Consider the following 18,772-nt stretch of genomic DNA (forward strand, 5'->3'; position numbering starts at 1 on the left):
GGCTTGCAGGTGGGTGAGAATTTGTGCAGGCCAGATCGCGGACAGCCAGCCAAAAGCGGTTGTCACTGGTCAAAGGGCTGATAAAAAAAACCGCGAGATGAGCGATGAGAAAGGCGCCAATGCCCGGCGCCCTTGTTACTATCAACCAGCGCAGACTTCCTTGGGGGTAATCATGCGTGATAATAATAAAGACGCGAGAGATGTAATGGCGAAAGAAGAAAGCTTCTCGAGAAATCGATTTAAGAAATCCATCCTGGTAAGCGCAATCGCTGCCGCTTCCTGTATGGGTATGGCCCAGGCACAGGAAGTCGCGAAGGCAGAATCCGACGAGTCGTTGGAGGAAATTGTTGTCACCGGCACCCGCGCCACTATTCAGACCACTATTGATATCAAGCGTAACTCGGTGACCATCGTGGATGGTATGTCTGCGACTGAGATTGGCGAGCTGCCTGCACTGTCCATCGGTGAAGCACTCGAGTCCGTAACCGGCGCTTCCTCCCACCGTGAAAATGGCGGTGCAACTGAAATCTCTATCCGTGGTATGGGCCCCTACCTGAGTTCCACGACGTTTAACGGTCGTATCGCAACCAATGGTAGCGGCGACCGCTCGGTTAACTTCTCTCAGTTCCCGTCGGAGCTGATGAACAAGGTCGCTATTCGCAAGACCCAGGGCGCCAGCCTGATTGAGGGTGGCGTGGCCGGTCTGATTGAGTTGGAGACCCTGAAGCCCCTAGAGTATGGCGAGCGTCGTTTCCAGGTGGACACCAAGGCAAATATCAACCCGAATCAGGCCAATATTGATGATCCGATGGCCGGTGACATGGGGTTCCGCGGCAGTGCGAGCTACGTGGACCAGTTTGAATTTGAAAACGGCATGGCCTTCGGTGTCTCCCTGGGCCTCGAGAAGAGTGATATCTCCCAACCTGAATCCGAGATGCGCTCCTCCAGCCCGAGTGGTACGTCTCTTTTTGCGTGTCTGTATGACCCCAATAACCCCAACGAAGGTTTTTTCCGCAGCTCTTCAGGTGACTGTGAGGACCAGATTGATGGCTCCAGTAACCAGGGCTATCAGACGGCTGTAGATCCGGAGACCGGCAAGGCTGTGAGTGATGGCACTCGCTACGCGTTCGCCCCAAGCTCCAATGGCTACCGTCAGAACGACACCTCGGATAAGCGCGATTCGGTGTTCGTTGCGTTGCAGTTCCAGCCCAATGACAAGACCGATATCAATTTTGACCTGCAGCAGTCAGAGCGTATTCAAGCGGAGCAACGTCATGACCTGAATTTCGCCAACCAGAAGCGGGTAACCGCAGGTGTTACCGGTGAAAACCTGGTCTTCACTGATACCGGCACTGTGCTGAACTGGGCTGGTGAGACCGCGATCGAGTCGAACAGTGAAACCTACGAGCGGGCGGAAGACTATATCGGGTATGGGTTGAATGTTTCCTACGCATTTACCGATAACCTCACTGTTTCTGCGGACTACTCGTTCTCCGAGACCACTCGCCAGGAAAAACAGATCCTGTTGCGCACGCAATCCGACAGCCGCGATATCTTTGGTGAATCCACTGCTGCCGGCTATCGTCCCATGGTCGAGTGGGATATGAACTCTGAGATTCGCCAGTACACCGTGACCGACTTTGACGTAACCGATCACACTCTGTTCTCCGACGAATACCGTATCCGCGTGGACAACGATGTGGATCGCCGCAATACCAACGAGGCTTTCCGTACCGACTTTGATCTTGCGCTGGATAGTGGGTTCATAACCGGCGTGAAAGGTGGTTTGCGCTACGCCGAGCTGGAATATGTAGATCTGGGCAGCGCGCGTGATACCTATGAAATCGATCGCGGCGACGATGAAAGCGAAGCAGCACTGCTGGCGATTAACGAAGCCTGTGCAATCGCCTTCCCGGAAAGTGATTTCATGAACGCTGAGAGTAACGGTAACCTCGTGACCATGGTTGACGAGAATGGCAACGTCACCGGGACTGCGAACGAATGGGCGACCTTCGATACCCAATGCGTGGCCGATATGGTTCTGTCACACCTTGGTGAAAGTTTCTCTTACCCGGAGCTGGAAGAAGTAAGCGCAGGCGTCACCGATGTCACGGAAACCACCACCGCCGCTTATGTAATGGCGGACTTCGGCAGCTCCCTCGCAGGGACTCCGGTTTACGGTAATGTTGGTGTGCGTGTTGTGCAGACTGAAATTGAATCCGTTGGCTACCGTACGCCTTATACCATCATCACCAATACCGATGGCACCTATGCCATGGAGGAAATTGATGGTGCTGATCTTGAGCGGGTAACCGCCGGTGGTGATTACACCGAGGTGTTGCCGAGCCTGAACCTGGTTGCCGACGTGAGGGACGACCTCAAGTTACGTGGCGCGGTGTATCGCGGTCTCTCTCGCCCCGATCCTTCAGACCTGGGTTACAAGCGCGCTTTTGATACCAACGGTTCCGATGACATTGTCGATATTGCGGATCTACTGGACGGCGTTGACGGTGACGGTAACCCGAATATGCAGCCACTGACGTCCTGGAACTTCGATACCGCGATCGAATGGTACCCGAATGACGATACCATGCTGGCATTCGGTGTGTACCACAAGCGCTTCCAGGGTGGCTTTGAGACTGCCCAGATCACCGAATATTTTGAAGTCGATGGTCAGACCATTCCTGCCGAATTCGCGATTACCCGCACAGATGACGACACCAGTGCACTGACGGGTTTCGAGATGACCGCAACGCACCGCTTTTCTTACCTGCCGAGCTACTTGAGCGGCCTGGGTGTAAAGGCGAGCTTCAACCATGCTGACTCTGACTTCGAGTTTGAAGACAGCCTGTATGGTGACTCAGTTGTGCTGGATGAGAGCGGCAATGTGGTTTCCGAGAATATCGGTATTGTCGCGCCGGGTAATATCCCCGGTTTCTCTGAAAATGTCTTCTCTGGGCAGCTGTATTATCAGATCGGCGATCTCGATACGAGCCTGATCTACAAGTACCGCAGCGAGTACTTCCAGCCCTACACCAGTAACGGTACCCGACTGCGCTATGTAGGTGATGTAGGCGTTTGGGAAATGAAGGCGTCTTACCAGCTGACCGATGCAGTGAAGCTGAGCCTGGAAGCCATTAACCTGTTTGATGAGCCGAAGAAGCAGTACTTCTATACCCGGGACAACCTCGGTGAGCTGAACAGCTACGGTCCGCGTGTATTCCTTGGCCTGAAAGCCAAGTTCTAAGTGCTATACCTGATCCCGAGTAAACGGCCCGTTGCTTGGGCCCGGGATCCATGGCACAGGAGGGCCTGCAACCAATCCGCTTGGAAAAGGTTGCAGGTTCTTCGGTTTGTTTGATTGGTTGTCTCTTCTCCATCCGACGAGGTGCCGCCTGTCGGAAAGTATTCGCCCGCCTTGTGCGGGCTTTTTTGTGCCCATCTTTTTTGTGGCGATTGGGGGAGAGGCTGTTCTTGGGGGGATCCGGGGGACAAGAAAAGCCGTATAGCGTTGCCGCTATATGGCTCTAGTTTTTGAGTAAACTCTGGCCTGGTATCAGAGGCCGACGGTGTCGTCGAGGCGATCGATAGAGAAGCGCTTGCGGCGCTCGGATACTTCGCGGCGCACTACCTCAACCGCTTTGGCTTCCGAGGCATCGTGTAGCGCATTCAGCGAGCGCGCAAAGTGCAGGCGCATGGCCTTGCGTGCCGCGCAGGGATCGCGTGCTTCCAGGGCCTGAAGAATGGCCTTGTGTTCTGCCAGGCGCTTTTGTCCGTCTTTTTTGCACACCGATTTATGCGCACTCTGGATGTCCGGAGAGTGCTCCTGGATATCCCACAGGCGATCAATGGTGCTCATGAGCACTCGGTTATTGGTCGCGCGGGAAATCACTTCGTGAAACTTGCGGTCGGCGCGCTCGGACGTGAGGTTGCCCTCTTCGTTTTCACGCACCATATCCCGGTATGCAAGGCGCAAGTCTTCCAGCTGTTCTTCGGTAATGGTGGTTGCTGCCAAAGCCGCCAGTTCGCCCTCTACCAGAACACGTGCCTCGGTCAGCTCAAACGGGCTGAAATCCTTAGTGTCGGTAAAGTTGTTGACCGGCTCGATCACATAGACACCGGATCCGGTACGCACCGCTACCCGCCCCATTACCTCAAGGGCGATGATGGCTTCACGGATACTGGGGCGGCTCACATCGAACATTTCCGAAAGCTCGCGCTCAGATGGCAGACGCACACCGGGTGGGTATTCGCCGCTGTCGAGCAGCGTCAACATCTTTTCAACCACCTGCTGATAAATGCGGCGGCCTGAGGACGCATAGTCTATTTTCACTGATAATATTCCCGAGCGAGTAAATTTTCCTATCGGTCGCGCTGGCGAGTTACCCGTTGGTTTCGCCTTGGTTTTTCGACAGTAATGAGATGTTACCACGATTGGTCTTACAGGCAAGGTCGACTGGTATGATGGCTAGGGGTGACAGATAGTTCGTGAAAACCGCTGACTGACGGGTGCCCATCCCCTTACTAAATTCCGTTCAGGGCGGTGGCGTGTGCGTGTAAAATCTCGCCAACCCAGCCGCAGTATGAAACTGGCCATGCACTCCAATCATTACACCCGCCTGCGCGAGCGCGAACTCGCCAAATCCACCAAGCCCTTCCAGGCCAAAGGTAAAAGCGTTCAGCGGTGCCCCGATTGCCAGATGGGGGCCTTTGCCTGCATGTGTGCCTTGCGCCCCACTGCGGAGAGTTCGGTGGAGTTTGTGTTGCTGATGCACCGCAAGGAGTTGTTCAAACCCACAAATACCGGGCGGCTGATTGTCGACGTGTTTCCCGGTACCAGGGCATTCCTGTGGAATCGCCTGGAGGTACCCGAGGGGCTCAGGGAAATACTTGAAGACCCGTGCAGAGATTGTTACGTGGTTTTTCCCGCAGACGGTACCGAAAACTGCAACAGAAAGGTGGTGCACGCACTTCCCGCTGCAAAAAAGAAGACCACGCTGATCCTGTTGGACGGTACCTGGAAACAGTGCAGTCGGATGATCGGCCTGAGCCGCTGGCTGGACGATGTTCCGTGCCTGAGTCTGCCGGAAACCCTGGTCCGCTCCTACTCCGTCAGGGATTCCGGGAGAAGCCACCGCTTCTCAACGGCGGAAGCGGCCATCAGTTGTCTGCTACTGGCACAGCAAACACAGTCGGCGGAAACACTGCGGCATTATTTTGCGGTATTCAATCAGCACTATCTCGCGACCCGCGGGTGTTGTGAGGTGGAGGAGGGCGAGAGCCACCGATATTTACAGAGCCTGAAGCAATGAAGAATGACGACGCGCTTTTCATTGGCTGGGATGTGGGCGGATGGAACTGCGATAAAAATGCCAGCAGCCGTGATGCACTGGTGGTGTTGGACCGCGAGCGCAACATTCTTGGCCGACCCTGGCGCGGTAACCTGCGCGTTGCGATCAATGAGGCTGGGAACACACAGGAGTGGATTCAGTCGCTCCTGCGCCTGTGCGAAGTCGATATTCAGGGGGACTGCCCTCCGGTGGTGATGGCCATCGATACTCCCCTTGGTTTTTCTCAGTCTTTCCTGCAGCTGGTTACCGGTCGCGGTGCCGCCGGCGATATTGGCAGTTCAGCAAGTAATCCCTACCTGTTCCGCCACACCGAGCAGTTCCTTTTCCGGCATGGCCTGAGACCACTGTCTCCGATTAAAGATATGATCGGCAGCCAGGCCACCAAGGGAATGCACACGCTCGCCCGATTTGCGCCTGAGGTCGCAGATGCCGGCGTCTGGTGTAAAGGCAGTGCGCTTACCGCTTTCGAAGCCTATCCGTCGGCCTGCAAGCCATCTCGGAAGATGCGCGACTTCTTGCAAGCCTTCCGCACTGATTCTGCAACCACACAGGCGGAGGCGTGGACCACTGCCGGATTTGGGTTCGGTATTGATCATGAAGACAAGCGCGATGCCTTGTTGTGTGCGCTTGTGGCCTGGTTATTCCAACATCAGCCAGATGAATTATGTTGGCCGGATGCGGACACGCCGAAAGCGGAGGGGTGGATATTCGTCCCTCAGGATGGGCTTGGTGTCAGCACTATCTGATGATCGATACGGTCACTCTCCAGTCCATTACGATCTATGGCGATAACGGCAATCGCTGCAACTTCATCCCGCAGGTTAAACTTGTAATTCAGTACATCCCCGGTGAAGATTTTATAGTGCCAACTCCCACCGACTTGATAATACAGCAACCACCGGGACGCCGCCTCGTCACCGCGAGGTTCCCACAGAACGGTCAGGCCGTCGGCGGTTGATTGATAGCGCACCTCGGGTGCCGTGGGGGGGCTGCTATCCAGCCAGGGTGACGCGGGTACCAGAGCCTGGTGATGAAACACCGTATCTTTTAATAGCTGCGCGAACCCGGGGTTCTCACTCACGGTTTTGACATTCCAGAAAACCTGTCCGGTTTGCTCTTGTAACATCGCGCGGGTAAAAAGGATCTGGTTAATGATTTCGTCGCTGCCCTGTCTCGTTGCCACTTGATTACTACTTAAACCCGGCCATAGGTGACGCTGCTTGTGGTTTTCGCCATGCCACCAAGCCAGGAGCATGGGATAACTCTGTTCAATGCGGTTGATGTTCCAGTACAGCTGGGGCGTGAAATAATCCAGCCAGCCTTCGTTCAGCCAGAGCCGGGCATCTGCATAGAGTTGCTCATGCTGGTCAAAGCCAGCGATGGTTTCCGGGTACTTGGGGCGCCATATTCCGAAGGGGCTGATACCGACTTTTACGTGGGGCTTGATGCGTTTTACTTCGCGGTAGATTTCTTCGACGAAGCGATTAACGGCGTCGCGGCGCCAGTCAGATAGACCGAGCTGGCCACCCTGCTGTTGATAGGCGTGATAGCTTTTGCTATCAGGAAAGGGCGCACCCTGATTGTATGAGGGGTAAGGATAGAAATAATCATCGTAGTGAATGCCATCGATATCATACCGCTGCACAATATCCGCGATCACCGCCAGTGAATGCGCAATGGTTTCCTTATGGGTAGGCTCCATCCAGTACATACCATTGGCAAGCTTAGCGACCAGTTCTGGCTTTTTACTGACAATAGAGTGCTCTGATACCGGCCCGCCCTGGGTGTGGTGGGCACGGTAGGGGTTCACCCAGGCGTGAAGTTCAAGGCCGCGCTGGTGGGCCTGCTCTATCCAGAATGTGAGGGGGTCATAGAAGGGCTCTGGCGCTTTCCCCTGTTCACCGGAAAGATAGTACGACCAAGGCTCCAGTTCACTCACATACAGGGCATCTGCCTGAGGGCGAACCTGAAAAATCACCGCATTCATATTTGCCGCGGCAACTTTATCCAGCAACGCAATAGCCTCCTGTTGCTGTTGCGCGACCGACAGCCCTGGCTTGCTCGGCCAGTCAATATTGGCGACCGTGGCCACCCAGGCTGCGCGGAACTCTCTCGCCACTGTTTCCCGCTTAGCCTTGCCATAGTTCGGCAGTTCCGGACCAAACCACCGTGGGTACTGCCATAGTGCCACCGCCAGTACTGCAATGATTGCCAGGTAAATACAGTGATGAAGGAGTCTTGCGAGCGAGATTTTGTTCGATGGCATCATGATGAACTTAATTGAATTTTAACGTTGTTATTATTCAATGAGTTCGGCGCCAATGGAATAAAAGTCTGCACCTTCATCGTGGAATTGCGGGGTTTACCACTTTCGGTCGGCGACTGGCTACACCGGCTTCAACGGATATTTAAAGTTCTCGAAGCCGTCGGATGCATAGATTGTGCAGCCATTGATACAGCTGGCCTGATCACTGGCGAGATAAGCAATCACGTCGGCGATTTCCTCCGGTTTGGTAAACTCGTCACGCATCTGCTCACGCCGGATATGATCCCAGAGGCCGAGATCTTTGTACTGGTGGAGCATCGGCGTATCTACACGCCCCGGGGCTATGGCGCAAACCCGAATCTTGTGCGCACCATACTCCAGCGCGGCGCACTTGGTCATCATATCCACGGCGGCCTTGCTGACGTTGTAGGTAAAGGTCAGCTCCGAGGCCATGGTGCCGTAGACGGACGATGTATTAATGATCACTCCGCCATGTCCCTGCTTTTTCATGGCTTTGCCCGCGGCGAGGATGCCGTGATAAACACCTTTCTGGTTAACCGCGGTGACACCGTCGAAGTCTTTTTCGGGATCATGCTCGAGGAGCGGCTTGGGAAAAGCAATGCCGGCGTTGTTTATGACAATGTCGACCTGTCCGTATTGATCAATCGCCTTTTGAATCATGGCCTCGACATCAGGATACTTGGAGACATCGGCCACCGTCGTTGTGACTTCATCGCCATATTCAGCCTTTAGCTTGTCGAGCGATTCCTGGGACAGGTCGACAGCAACGACACGGGCTCCCTCGTCCACAAGTTTTCTGACGATAAAATGCCCGATCCCCCCGCAAACCCCCGTCGCTACGGCAACCTTTCCTTGTAAGCGCATGATTTAACCCTGTTTGTCGATTTGCTTATCACGTTAGGTGTTTTGTGCCGGTACGAGATTCATTGAGCGTCATTTGTGCGTACTGGATAGGTGCGTTGGAGGGAATATTAGGAGGCGTCACAGGCTTTGAGGGCAAGGCTCGTTGAGCGAGATGACTAAATGGACCTCTTGTTTCTTTGGCTGAGCACATGGGCTGAGCGCATGTCGACAAGTAAGCCAGCACTCACCTATTCATTTCCTGAAATTCCCATTCTACTTTGGCCGCAGAATCCGCACCTGCGGTTTGTGGTTATCTATGGTTGTTAAACCGAGTTTTCCATAAAAGGGTGATGGGTATGCGACTTTTGATGCAAGTGGTGATTCCCGTAGAGAAAGGAAATGCCAGTGCGCTAGATGGCTCGATGGAAGCGGCATTCAATAACTTTATGAATATGGCGAATCCATCGGTCGCATACTTTTTCCTGCATGAAGGAAAGCGGGCGGCGTTGTTCATATTGGAGGAGACGAATCAGAGCAAATTGATGAGCTATAACGAGGCTCTTTTTGCGGCTCTGAATGCGGATATCACCATCACTCCGGTGTTGAGTCGAGAGGAGATACGCGAGCACTTGTAAGCAGCCGGCAGGCAGCAGTGCTGTCTTTTCCCGCAACTGGCGCTTTATGCGCCTGTCGAATATAGCCAATGTATTTTGACTTAGCCACGATAACGCGAAGGGAATAACCTACAGCGGGCCATCCAGTGCGTGGCCGGAAACCCGAGCTGTCGGCGAGCGGGCAAAAGTCGTTAGCGAAAAACTGCCCGCACACGTAGCATTATCGGCACAGTGACCCACCGTGCCCATACTGCTGATGAGACCTATCTGTTTCAGATAGCATTGATAGTCGCCGCGGGTGAACTGGCTCCCCCTATCGGAGTGCAGAATGACATTGTCGTTCTCCTCGCGTTACCAAATCGCCATCACCACCGCTTTTCGGCAGCGGGATTAGCAACCGCGTTTCTAATTGCGCAGGCTGTACGGTTCTCTGGGATGTTTGTTCCAGCTTAGCTGGCGAGTGCAAACTCAATCTTACGCCGCTCCATATCTACTGCCACCACACGTACCTTGATCCCATCACCGATAGTAAATCGGCTATTACTGCGTTCACCAACAAGCTGCTGTGCGCTTGCATCAAAGTGGTAGTAATCGTTTTTTAAAGCGGTGATATGTATCAGGCCTTCCACCAGTGTCTCGTTGAGCTCGATAAACAGGCCAAAGCCCGTAACGCTACTCACTGTGCCTTGAAAAGTGTCACCGATAAAGTCCTGCATATATTCGCATTTCAGCCAGGCTTCGACGTCCCAACTCGCCTTGTCGGCGCGGCGTGAGGCGTTAGAGCAATGCGCTGCCAGAGTCTGCATCTCCGCGTTATCGTAGGGATAACTTTTGCCTTGCGCGAGCGGTGTGGCGTTTGCAAAACGCTTAACCGGCGCGTCGCCTCCACTGAGTACAAACTTGAGCGCGCGACGAAGCGGGTTGCGTTGCTTCCCGCGGCGGATCTCCGAGCGGATCGCGCGGTGGACCAGCAAGTCCGGATAACGGCGAATGGGAGAGGTGAAGTGTGCATACGCGGAATACGCCAGGCCAAAGTGTCCCAGATTATTCGGGCTGTACTCCGCCTGACTCAGGGAGCGCAGCATCATGGTGCGGATGGTCTGTGCGTCCGGTCGCTGATCAATACTGCGCAACAGTTGATCGTAATGCGCAGGCGAGGGCTTGTTGCCGCCGGCCAGTTTTAGCCCTCTGGCACTCAGGAAGGAGCGCAACGCGGTGAGCTTTTTATCCCGCGGTCCTTCATGCACACGATATAGCGCCGGTATCTTCTGGCGTTTGAGGAAGTCTGCAGTGGCCACGTTGGCACTCAGCATGAACTCTTCAATCATTTTGTGCGCGTCATTGCGAATGACCGGGACAATACGTTCGATCTTACGGTCGTCGGTGAATTTGAACTGTACTTCCGGTTTCTCAAAATCCATCGCGCCGCGATTGGTGCGGGCACGTTTCAACACTGCATACAAGCGGTGCAGCGCATGGATGTGCGGCGCGGTATCGCCAAGTCGGCGCGCGGTCTCCCGTCCCATACGTGAATCCGGAGCGGTAACGAGGGCGTTTACCTGGTTATAGGTAAGTCGGGCATGGGAGTGGATCACGCCTTCGGAAAACGTGTAACCGGTCATTTTGCCGGACTTGCTGATGGTCATCTCACAGACCATTACTAGCCGGTCTACCTTCGGATTGAGCGAGCACAAACCGTTCGACAGTGACTCCGGCAGCATCGGTACCACGCGGCCGGGGAAGTACACGGAAGTTGCGCGGTTTTGCGCTTCCAGATCCAGTGCACTGGCAGGTGCTACATAGTGGGAAACGTCAGCAATGGCCACGAACAGGCGCCAGTCACCGTTTGTGCCTTTTTCACAATACACCGCATCGTCAAAGTCTTTGGCGTCTTCACCGTCGATGGTGACGAACGGCAAATCCCGCAGGTCGGCGCGGTGCAGCTTGTCGGCCTCGGGTACGCTGCCGCCCAGTCGCTTTGCTGCTCGGATTGCTTCTTGTGGCCAGTTGTGGGGAATACCGTGGCTGCGGATGGCGACGTCAATCTCCATACCGGGCCCCATGGAATCACCAAGTAATTCGGTCACGCGACCAAAGGCGTTGTAGCGACGGCTGGGGAATTCGGTAATCTCGACAAACACGTACTGTCCGGGCTGCGCGCCCATCAGTTCGTCGCGATTGAGGTCAATCTCATGGGGAATGCGGCTGTTTTCCGGCTTGAGGAAGTAGTGGTCCTCTTCAAACTGCAATCGGCCCACCAGGTGTGTGGTATTGCGTTCCAGCACATTGACGATAACGCCGGTCTTGCGGCCACGGCGATCGGTACCGCTGATGCGGGCCTGCACGTGGTCGCCGTCGAAGACGCTCAGCATTTCGTTGTCGGATAAAAACAGGTCTTCGGCGGAGTCATCGCTACTCAGGAAGCCGAAGCCATCCGGGTGGCCGATTACGCGGCCGCTCACCAGATCTTCGGGTTTCACCAGGCTGTAGCCTTTGCCGTGATCAAAAAGAATTTGCCCGTCGCGCTCCATCGCGCGCAAACGGCGGCGCAGCGCTTCTTTCTGTTGATCGCCAGAGAGGTGCAAGACTTTTGCCAGTTGCTCCCGATCGAGCTTTTTCTTGTTCTTTTCGAGCAAGCTCATAATGAACTCACGCGCGGGAATAGGGTGGCTGTATTTTTCAGCGTCCAGTGGGTTAAACGCAGCTATTGGGGATTTACTCATGATTTCCTCTTGGGAAAACCGCCAATAAGATTGCGCTTGGTAAAAACTGGAGTGATGTATCAGGACAGTTCAGGTGTTACTCGGCAAGATATGCAGGCGGATATGACTCAACAGTGTTGAGTGGGTATTGCAGTGGGCATTCACAATGAATTTGGGAGGAGTGCCCGTCTTTCAGGTTGCGCGACCCCCGGGGTAGCGCAACCGGAGTGGCTCTCAAGGCCACTCAGCAGTGAACCAGTGACTGGTCCACCACAGCTTTGAGCGTATTCGCTCAGGCGCAAACGATCTTTTCAGCTTGCGGGCCTTTCGGGCCTTGAGTCACGGTGAACTCAACAGCCTGGCCTTCGGTCAGGGTTTTGAAACCTGAGCTTACGATTTCGCTGAAATGCGCGAAAACGTCGGGACCAGATTTTTGTTCAATAAAGCCAAAACCTTTGGATTCGTTAAACCACTTAACAGTGCCGGTAGTAGTATTGGACATGATAATTTCCTGTAAACAAACAAGGGTACGCCTTCATGAGGCATGAATAGCAAAAAAAAGACTGGAATTTAGATGCTACAGGACGAAGAAAAACGACTACGACGAAACTGAGGATTTAAACAAGAGGCTTACTTTTTAACTAAGGGCACTCTATGCCTACCCGTGTGTTAAGTCAAAGTATTTCTCATCAGTACCTGGGTTGAAGGGAAAGAGTGGGGCGAACCCTAGATAGGTTGGCAGACAAGTGGAGGCTAGGGCGCGCAGGTTTTGAGAACTTGTCAGTCATCGAGCTTCTAGGCGGCAGCTGTCAAAAGGTGACACCGGAGCAATGATGCATTTCTCTCGTGTTTTTGACAAACCACAAGGCGAAGTAGGGCGCGCAATGGTTTGATAGATGAAATCGTGCCCGCCACTCCATTTTGCGCTGTGCGGCCCGGTGATAAGTCTAACCTGACTATCTATCCATAAGTGAGCTGAGCTATGAGTGAGTCTGAGATAAAGTGGGATATGGCCGCGGAGCTGTCGATGGACTTTGTGCCGGTATTTGTACGCGGTACCGTGAAGAAGAAGGTAGAGGCAGCGGCGCGCGAGCGAGGGGTCACTGAAATTACCGTCGACTTTATCGAGGAAATCCGCAAAGAAAGCGGTCGCTAAGTCTGTCATCAACCCCTCCCACAGCACTCTGTATGCTGCGACCAAGTCAGTAGGCTCCACCGCAGAGTGGAGCCGTTCCTTACTCGATTACTCGGTAATCGAGCTGCCAGACGACATGCCGCCTGAGCCGTTCTGTATAGGCATCCCTATTGGCCTTTCGAATGGCGATAGCACCCTTTTCAATGAAAAATCTTAGGTCTCTGCCAGGTTCTCTCTGCTAGGTTCATTGGGGGGAAGCTTGCCCGATCCCGAGCAATAGACAATGCCCTGTGCAAAATCGCACTGGGTTTCACCGGAGCAGAGCACAGGTGCCTATATGAATCAAACTCGCAATACAAACCGCCAGGTTACCTTGGCATCTCGCCCGCACGGCGCGCCTACACCAGATAATTTCAAGTTTGTTGAAACTGCTGTGCCAACGCCAGCTGACGGTGAGGTGCTCCTTAGGACTATTTACCTGTCGCTCGATCCATACATGCGTGGGCGTATGAGCGACGCAAAATCATACGCAGAACCCGTTGCCATTGGCGATGTGATGGTCGGTGGCAGCGTTTGTCGCATTGAAGAATCAAAGAACGCAGATTTTGAAAAAGGCGACTTGGTGGTGGCATTTGGCGGCTGGCAAGACTACTGCCTGTCAAATGGTGAGGGTTTGATCAAACTCGACAAAGCCATGTCACACCCATCCTATGGCTTGGGGGTATTGGGCATGCCGGGGTTAACCGCCTATATGGGCCTAATGGATATTGGTGAACCCAAGTCCGGTGAAACCCTGGTGGTGGCAGCAGCGACAGGTGCGGTAGGCAGCTTGGTTGGCCAAATTGGCAAAATCCAGGGCTGTAAGGTGATTGGTATAGCGGGCAGTCAGGAAAAATGCGACTACGCGGTGAATGAACTTGGGTTTGACGAGTGCCTTAATCATCACGCCGATGACTTGGATCAGCAACTTGCCAAGGCATGTGCAAAGGGAATTGATATCTACTACGAAAATGTTGGCGGCAAGGTGTTTGATGCGGTGCTGCCACTGCTAAATCCGAAAGCGCGTATTCCATTGTGTGGATTGATATCTCAATACAATGCGACGGATTTACCTGCGGGCCCAGATCGCATGCCATTATTAATGAGCAACGTACTCGTCAAACGTATAAAAATGCAGGGCTTTATTGTGTTTGATGACTATGGCCATCGCTATGGTGAGTTTCAGAACGCTATGGTGCCGTGGTTGTCGTCGGGTCAGATTAAATACAAAGAGGACATAGTCTCCGGTCTGGAAAACGCGGGGTCAGCGTTCATCGGTTTGTTGCAGGGGGAGAACTTTGGGAAGCTTGTGGTGCACGTTGGTCCGGAGGGATTAGGTTGAGGCGTTAGGTGAAGGGCGAAAATCAAGATGCCAGTTTCTAGTTCGTCATCTTTTTCCCCACAAGAACCCTCTGGTCTGCTATGTATTAGCAGATAAAAAGCCCTCTTCACTCCGCTAACAAATGAGAAGCCCATGCGATTTCCGCTCTATACCATAATGTTTGTCGCGCTACTGTCTGCTTGCAGCGCCGATAAAGGCAACCAGGATGCACAAAACGCCGGCGGGGCGCCCGACTCGACGACAGCAAGTGAGCAGAGTCCGGCGGAGGATACGAATGCCCCTAAAACCGATTCGTCTGAAGCGGAAAACACGGCAGCGGCAAAATCGGTGAAGGCCAACCCTAATCGCGACGTGTATTTCGGCAATCTACACGTACACACTCGCTGGTCGTTCGACGCATACATTAACTCCGCCTGGGTGAATCCCGAAGATGCCTACCGCTGGGCGATGGGTGAGGAGATACCGGCTGGCAACGGGATCGGGCAGCCGCTACAAATTCAAAATGCTTTGGACTGGTACATTGTCTCCGATCACGCGGAGTACCTCGGTGCACTGCCGCAAATGGAGGATCCTGATAGCCCCATCAGCAAGCACCCGCTGGCGGCCGATATCACTGGTGACGATCCGAAAAAATCCTTCGATGCTTATGGCACCATCAGTGATGGTATGTATGCCAACCCGCCGAATGTAGATCCGATTCTCGGCGATAAGAAATTTGCCAGAACGGTGTGGTCCGAAGTCGTAAAAATTGCGGACAAGTATTACAGACCGGGCAAGTTCACTACCATGCCCGGATATGAGTGGACATCGGCACCAGACTGGCGAAATATCCACCGTGTTGTCATTTTCCGTGACAGTGCCAAAGTGCCCGATGCGCCATTCTCAGCCCTCGATTCCAGTAAACCCGAAGACTTGTGGCGCTGGATGGATGCGCAGCGTGACTCAGGCAATGATCTCCTCGCAGTGCCGCACAATGGTAACGCGAGCGATGGGATCATGTTCCCTGTGGATAAGTCTTTTGGCGGTAGCTCGCTGGACAAGGAGTACGCCTCAGCGCGCATGCGCAACGAACCCGTATATGAGCTTACACAAATCAAGGGAACCTCCGAAACGCATCCCGCCCTGTTTCCCAACGATGAGTTCGGTGATTTTGAGCTCTGGGATTACACCCTCGCGCCCACCGCGACACCGCCCGAGCACAAGAAGGGAGGCTACGCGCGGGAAGCGTTAATTCGTGGGCTCAAGCTTGAAAGTGAAGGTAAGGGCAACCCGTTCAAATTTGGCTTTATCGGCGATTCCGACACGCATAACGGCGCCTCAGCGATCGAGGAAGATAACTACACCGGAAAGTTTGGCTTCGAGATCGACCCGAAACACCGGCTGGAGGGCCCTCCCGGCGTGGATGAAAAAGGAGCCAAGCAGGTACGGGATTTCAGCTCTGGTGGGGTGGCGGCGGTCTGGGCGGAATCCAACACCCGGGATGGCATCTTTGAAGCGATCAAACGCAAAGAGACTTACGCTACCTCCGGGCCCCGCCCAATGGTGCGGTTCTTCGGTGGGTTCGACATGTCCGGAATCTCACTCGGCACGGAGGATGGCGTCAAACAAGCCTATGCCAAGGGAGTACCGATGGGCGGAGACTTGCCCGCAGCGACAGACGGCGCACCGACCTTCATCGTACAGGCTCTTAAGGAGCCAGACGGCGCGAACCTCGATCGCATCCAGATCATCAAAGGCTGGGTCGACAAGTCAGGCAAGCAGCAGTCAAAAATCTTTGACGTCGCACTTTCCGGTGACAGGAAGCCCGGCCCCGACGGGAAGATCCCGCCGGTGGGCAATACCGTAAACGAAAAAGATGCGACCTATGAAAACACCATCGGCGATAACCAGCTGGTCGCCACTTGGACCGACCCGGAGTTCGATCCCGCGCAACCCGCGATGTACTATGCCCGCGTTCTGCAAATTCCCACGCCCCGCTGGTCCACTTATGACGCGGTCCGAAACAATCTAAAGAGACCGGAAGACTTGCCGGTAAGTATTCAGGAGCGCGCCTGGACATCACCGATCTGGTATACCCCGAATTAGACCTGAATAGCGCAGGGGACTGTTCCAGATTCCAAGAGTACCGACAGCCTGGTACCGAAATCAGCCTGGACAGGTAAAACGGGTGAGTAATCTGTATTTATATGTTAGAACTGCCTCAACACAATAAATAAATGACCGTGGGAGCAGGCCGATGCAGTTATCCGCGTGGCATGACTCTGGGCAGTATCTCGATTACCGTGGGCATAGAATTTTTTACCGGGTGGAAGGTCAGGGGCCAGAGCTGCTGCTGATCCATGGTTTTCCGACCTCCAGCTGGGACTGGAAAAAAGTTTGGCCGGAATTAACCCGGCACTACCGGTGTATCACTCTGGACATGCTGGGCTTTGGCTACAGCAGTAAACCGCGGCAAAAATACCTGATATCTGAACAGGCCGATATCTTTGAAAATTTGCTGGATACTCTGGGTGTGGAAGCTGCGCACCTAATCGCCCATGATTACGGCGATACCGTTGCACAAGAACTGCTGTCGCGGCAACTGGACGGGGAGCTCACTTTTTCTATCCAGTCGCTGCATCTTTTGAATGGCGGTTTGTTCCCAGAAACCCATCGTGCATTGTTGATCCAAAAACTCATGCTTAGCCCTTGCGGTGGCTTACTTGCCCGGTTGTTCAGCCGGAAAAAACTGGAGAAAAATTTCAGGAAGATTTTCGGCCCCGCTACAGCGCCTTCGCAGCAAGAGATTGATGATTTTTGGCAACTCATTACCCACAATCGTGGGCAGCTGGTTATGCACCGGCTGATGGATTACATGAATCAGCGGCGCCAGTACCGCGAGCGCTGGGTATCGGCACTGCAGAAAGTCTCTATTCCCACGCGGTTGACCGTGGGGTTATCCGATCCGATCTCGGGTGCGCATATGGTAGAGCGATACCGGGAGCTCATTCCCAATCCTGATATCGTGGAGCTCGAAAATATTGGCCATTATCCGAATGTGGAAGCGCCGGCCAGAATAATTTCTTCGATAACGAATTTTTTACGCACCCAAGTGCGTGCGGTGTCATGATTTCCAAATTGAAATCAATTCCTGAGAGTTTGCAGGTAAATACGTGGTCGAAAAGTTTGCTGGAGATGCCGTAATATCTCCCTTTAAGCTATCTCTTGAAAGACAATCCCACCAGTAACCCCGCCAGTAGAGACAGCTTCCACGCTCAGGTCACCGTCCAGGTATACCGGTTGGTCTGGAGCCGTCTCTCCCGGTGCCGGCATAGTATTGCTCAGGTGGTTACAGCGTCACTTTTTCCCCCAAGCTTGCCCAGTAGAGCTTTCAGTTTATGCGCAAACCTGCCGCGCTTGGCCTTGCGTGCCTTGTCTTTTGCGCTGACCAGCCAGGCTACCTGAATGACCAAACGCTCACCCTGGTAGGGTAGGTGGCCATGAAAAGAGTTGTCTGCCCGTTTGAAGGCTGCCAGGGTGCCATACTCGGGTTTGATCTCCGGAACAACCGTATCCTCGTAATTATCAATACTTTTCAGAAAACGCAGACAACCGTCGCTCGTTGTCGGCCAGTCAGTGTTGAGGTAGAGCAGAGCGGTGGCGATCTTGGATTTTCCGTCGGTGTGTATATTGCCGTGGCGTTTTTTCAGGCTGCGGGAAATGGAAATGTAGGTGGGGTACTGGGCCAGTTCTTCGACACCCAGGTGATCACCTATCGCATTGGCAAACTCTGTCGAGGTCATTTCATCGATGAGCTGATTGATGCTCTCCCCGCAATCCTCTTTTTCATAGGGAAGATACCCTGCGCCCCTCAGTTTGGGGAAATGTTCCTGAAGTTCGTGAATAGAGTCACGTGGGAGCAGGTTGCGGGCAACCAGGAAGGAAAACGGTTCAGATCTGACAAGAAGTTTTTCCTGGTTCAGTGCAGGGAGAGTCAGGTACTGGCAGATATCTGTGGAGATCGTTGTCATTATTGTGTCTCTTTTTCGAGGATATTCTAATCAGGCGTGCTCTGAGCCACTGGTGTGTAAAACCGACGTTTTAAAACTACCAGACTCTTTGTCAAGGGCCAACTACAGGCGGTAACGCACTGAGATAGATGGCGGGAGTCGAACCCGCGTCCCCAGCCGTTATAGTTCGGGCCTTTGGGGCGGGTTTTCCGTGCTGGTGTTACAACTGGTGTTACAAAAAGTGCTGCGTGCCGATCGCTTTTGACCTGCGCCCGCTACTTCCTGAGCTTGCACTGGTAATTGGAAATGCCGGCGAAAACCTGCGCCAATAATGAATCGGCGAATTGGGCTTGTCCGACATTTTAAAGGTCTAGGTGTAAGGTTCTGATGACGCCCACAGGGGAGAAGAGTCAGGTGCCCTCCTGCTTGCTAGCCCCAGCCTGCTTTAATTTTCCGGCATCTCAGTCAGC

Annotated in this window: 14 protein-coding genes and 1 pseudogene; 8 read left to right on the top strand and 7 right to left on the bottom strand. The window is 53.8% G+C overall.

Translation table 11 applies throughout. The features are described 5' to 3' along the window. Positions 1–172: 172 nt before the first annotated feature. Positions 173–3,247 carry a TonB-dependent receptor gene (locus tag LC059_RS11725; RefSeq protein ID WP_226704037.1) on the top strand — a complete coding sequence of 1,025 codons (3,075 nt, stop codon included), beginning with the start codon at positions 173–175 and terminating at the stop codon, positions 3,245–3,247. A 309-nt stretch (positions 3,248–3,556) separates the two neighbouring features. Here LC059_RS11725 and LC059_RS11730 read toward each other — a convergent pair whose 3' ends face one another. Continuing rightward, complete coding sequence (locus LC059_RS11730; protein ID WP_226704038.1) at positions 3,557–4,333, bottom strand: FadR/GntR family transcriptional regulator; 777 nt, start codon at positions 4,331–4,333, stop codon at positions 3,557–3,559. A gap of 262 nt (positions 4,334–4,595) precedes the next feature. On the opposite strand from LC059_RS11730, the gene LC059_RS11735 reads away from it, so the two are divergent. Continuing rightward, complete coding sequence (locus tag LC059_RS11735) at positions 4,596–5,312, top strand: tRNA-uridine aminocarboxypropyltransferase (protein ID WP_226704039.1); 717 nt, start codon at positions 4,596–4,598, stop codon at positions 5,310–5,312. Further along, positions 5,309–6,097, top strand: coding sequence for a DUF429 domain-containing protein (locus LC059_RS11740; protein ID WP_226704040.1), 789 nt, complete (start codon positions 5,309–5,311; stop codon positions 6,095–6,097). Before LC059_RS11735 ends, LC059_RS11740 begins: the two co-directional genes overlap by 4 nt. On the opposite strand, the gene LC059_RS11745 is transcribed toward LC059_RS11740, so the two are convergent. Both LC059_RS11745 and LC059_RS11750 read right to left on the bottom strand, forming a co-directional pair. Next, entirely contained in the window at positions 6,067–7,620 is a 1,554-nt protein-coding gene (locus LC059_RS11745) for a glycoside hydrolase family 10 protein (RefSeq protein ID WP_226704041.1), read from the bottom strand. The genes LC059_RS11740 and LC059_RS11745 overlap by 31 nt on opposite strands. A gap of 117 nt (positions 7,621–7,737) precedes the next feature. Continuing rightward, on the bottom strand, positions 7,738–8,502 hold the full coding sequence (locus LC059_RS11750; RefSeq protein WP_226704042.1) for an SDR family NAD(P)-dependent oxidoreductase: 765 nt from the start codon (positions 8,500–8,502) through the stop codon (positions 7,738–7,740). A gap of 335 nt (positions 8,503–8,837) precedes the next feature. Between LC059_RS11750 and LC059_RS11755 the strand changes: the two genes are divergently transcribed. Then, on the top strand, positions 8,838–9,116 hold the full coding sequence (locus tag LC059_RS11755; RefSeq protein ID WP_226704043.1) for a hypothetical protein: 279 nt from the start codon (positions 8,838–8,840) through the stop codon (positions 9,114–9,116). A gap of 171 nt (positions 9,117–9,287) precedes the next feature. Here the strand turns inward: LC059_RS11755 and LC059_RS11760 are convergent. The 3 genes and pseudogenes from LC059_RS11760 to LC059_RS11770 all read right to left on the bottom strand — a co-directional run. After that, positions 9,288–9,473 (bottom strand): annotated as a pseudogene (locus LC059_RS11760) (IS3 family transposase); the annotation flags it as partial. Between the two features lie 71 nt (positions 9,474–9,544). Further along, positions 9,545–11,818, bottom strand: coding sequence for a ribonuclease R (gene rnr / locus LC059_RS11765; RefSeq protein ID WP_226704044.1), 2,274 nt, complete (start codon positions 11,816–11,818; stop codon positions 9,545–9,547). A gap of 271 nt (positions 11,819–12,089) precedes the next feature. Continuing rightward, a complete protein-coding gene (locus LC059_RS11770; RefSeq protein WP_226704045.1) occupies positions 12,090–12,299 on the bottom strand; it encodes a cold-shock protein in 210 nt (69 codons plus the stop codon). Between the two features lie 480 nt (positions 12,300–12,779). Here LC059_RS11770 and LC059_RS11775 point away from each other — a divergent pair, with 480 nt between their 5' ends. The 4 genes from LC059_RS11775 (at position 12,780) to LC059_RS11790 (ending at position 17,422) form a co-directional block, all read left to right on the top strand. Continuing rightward, complete coding sequence (locus LC059_RS11775) at positions 12,780–12,953, top strand: PCP reductase family protein (protein WP_226704046.1); 174 nt, start codon at positions 12,780–12,782, stop codon at positions 12,951–12,953. A 316-nt stretch (positions 12,954–13,269) separates the two neighbouring features. After that, positions 13,270–14,313: an NADP-dependent oxidoreductase gene (locus LC059_RS11780; RefSeq protein ID WP_226704047.1), complete on the top strand. Its 1,044-nt coding sequence runs from the start codon at positions 13,270–13,272 to the stop codon at positions 14,311–14,313. 132 nt (positions 14,314–14,445) lie between these two features. Further along, positions 14,446–16,398 carry a DUF3604 domain-containing protein gene (locus tag LC059_RS11785; RefSeq protein WP_226704048.1) on the top strand — a complete coding sequence of 651 codons (1,953 nt, stop codon included), beginning with the start codon at positions 14,446–14,448 and terminating at the stop codon, positions 16,396–16,398. A 220-nt stretch (positions 16,399–16,618) separates the two neighbouring features. Next, complete coding sequence (locus LC059_RS11790; protein ID WP_226704049.1) at positions 16,619–17,422, top strand: alpha/beta fold hydrolase; 804 nt, start codon at positions 16,619–16,621, stop codon at positions 17,420–17,422. Between the two features lie 211 nt (positions 17,423–17,633). Here LC059_RS11790 and LC059_RS11795 read toward each other — a convergent pair whose 3' ends face one another. Continuing rightward, positions 17,634–18,323 carry a 2OG-Fe(II) oxygenase gene (locus LC059_RS11795; protein WP_226704050.1) on the bottom strand — a complete coding sequence of 230 codons (690 nt, stop codon included), beginning with the start codon at positions 18,321–18,323 and terminating at the stop codon, positions 17,634–17,636. Positions 18,324–18,772: the final 449 nt, after the last annotated feature.

The sequence above is a fragment of the Microbulbifer elongatus genome (assembly GCF_020524885.1).
Taxonomy (GTDB): domain Bacteria; phylum Pseudomonadota; class Gammaproteobacteria; order Pseudomonadales; family Cellvibrionaceae; genus Microbulbifer; species Microbulbifer elongatus_A.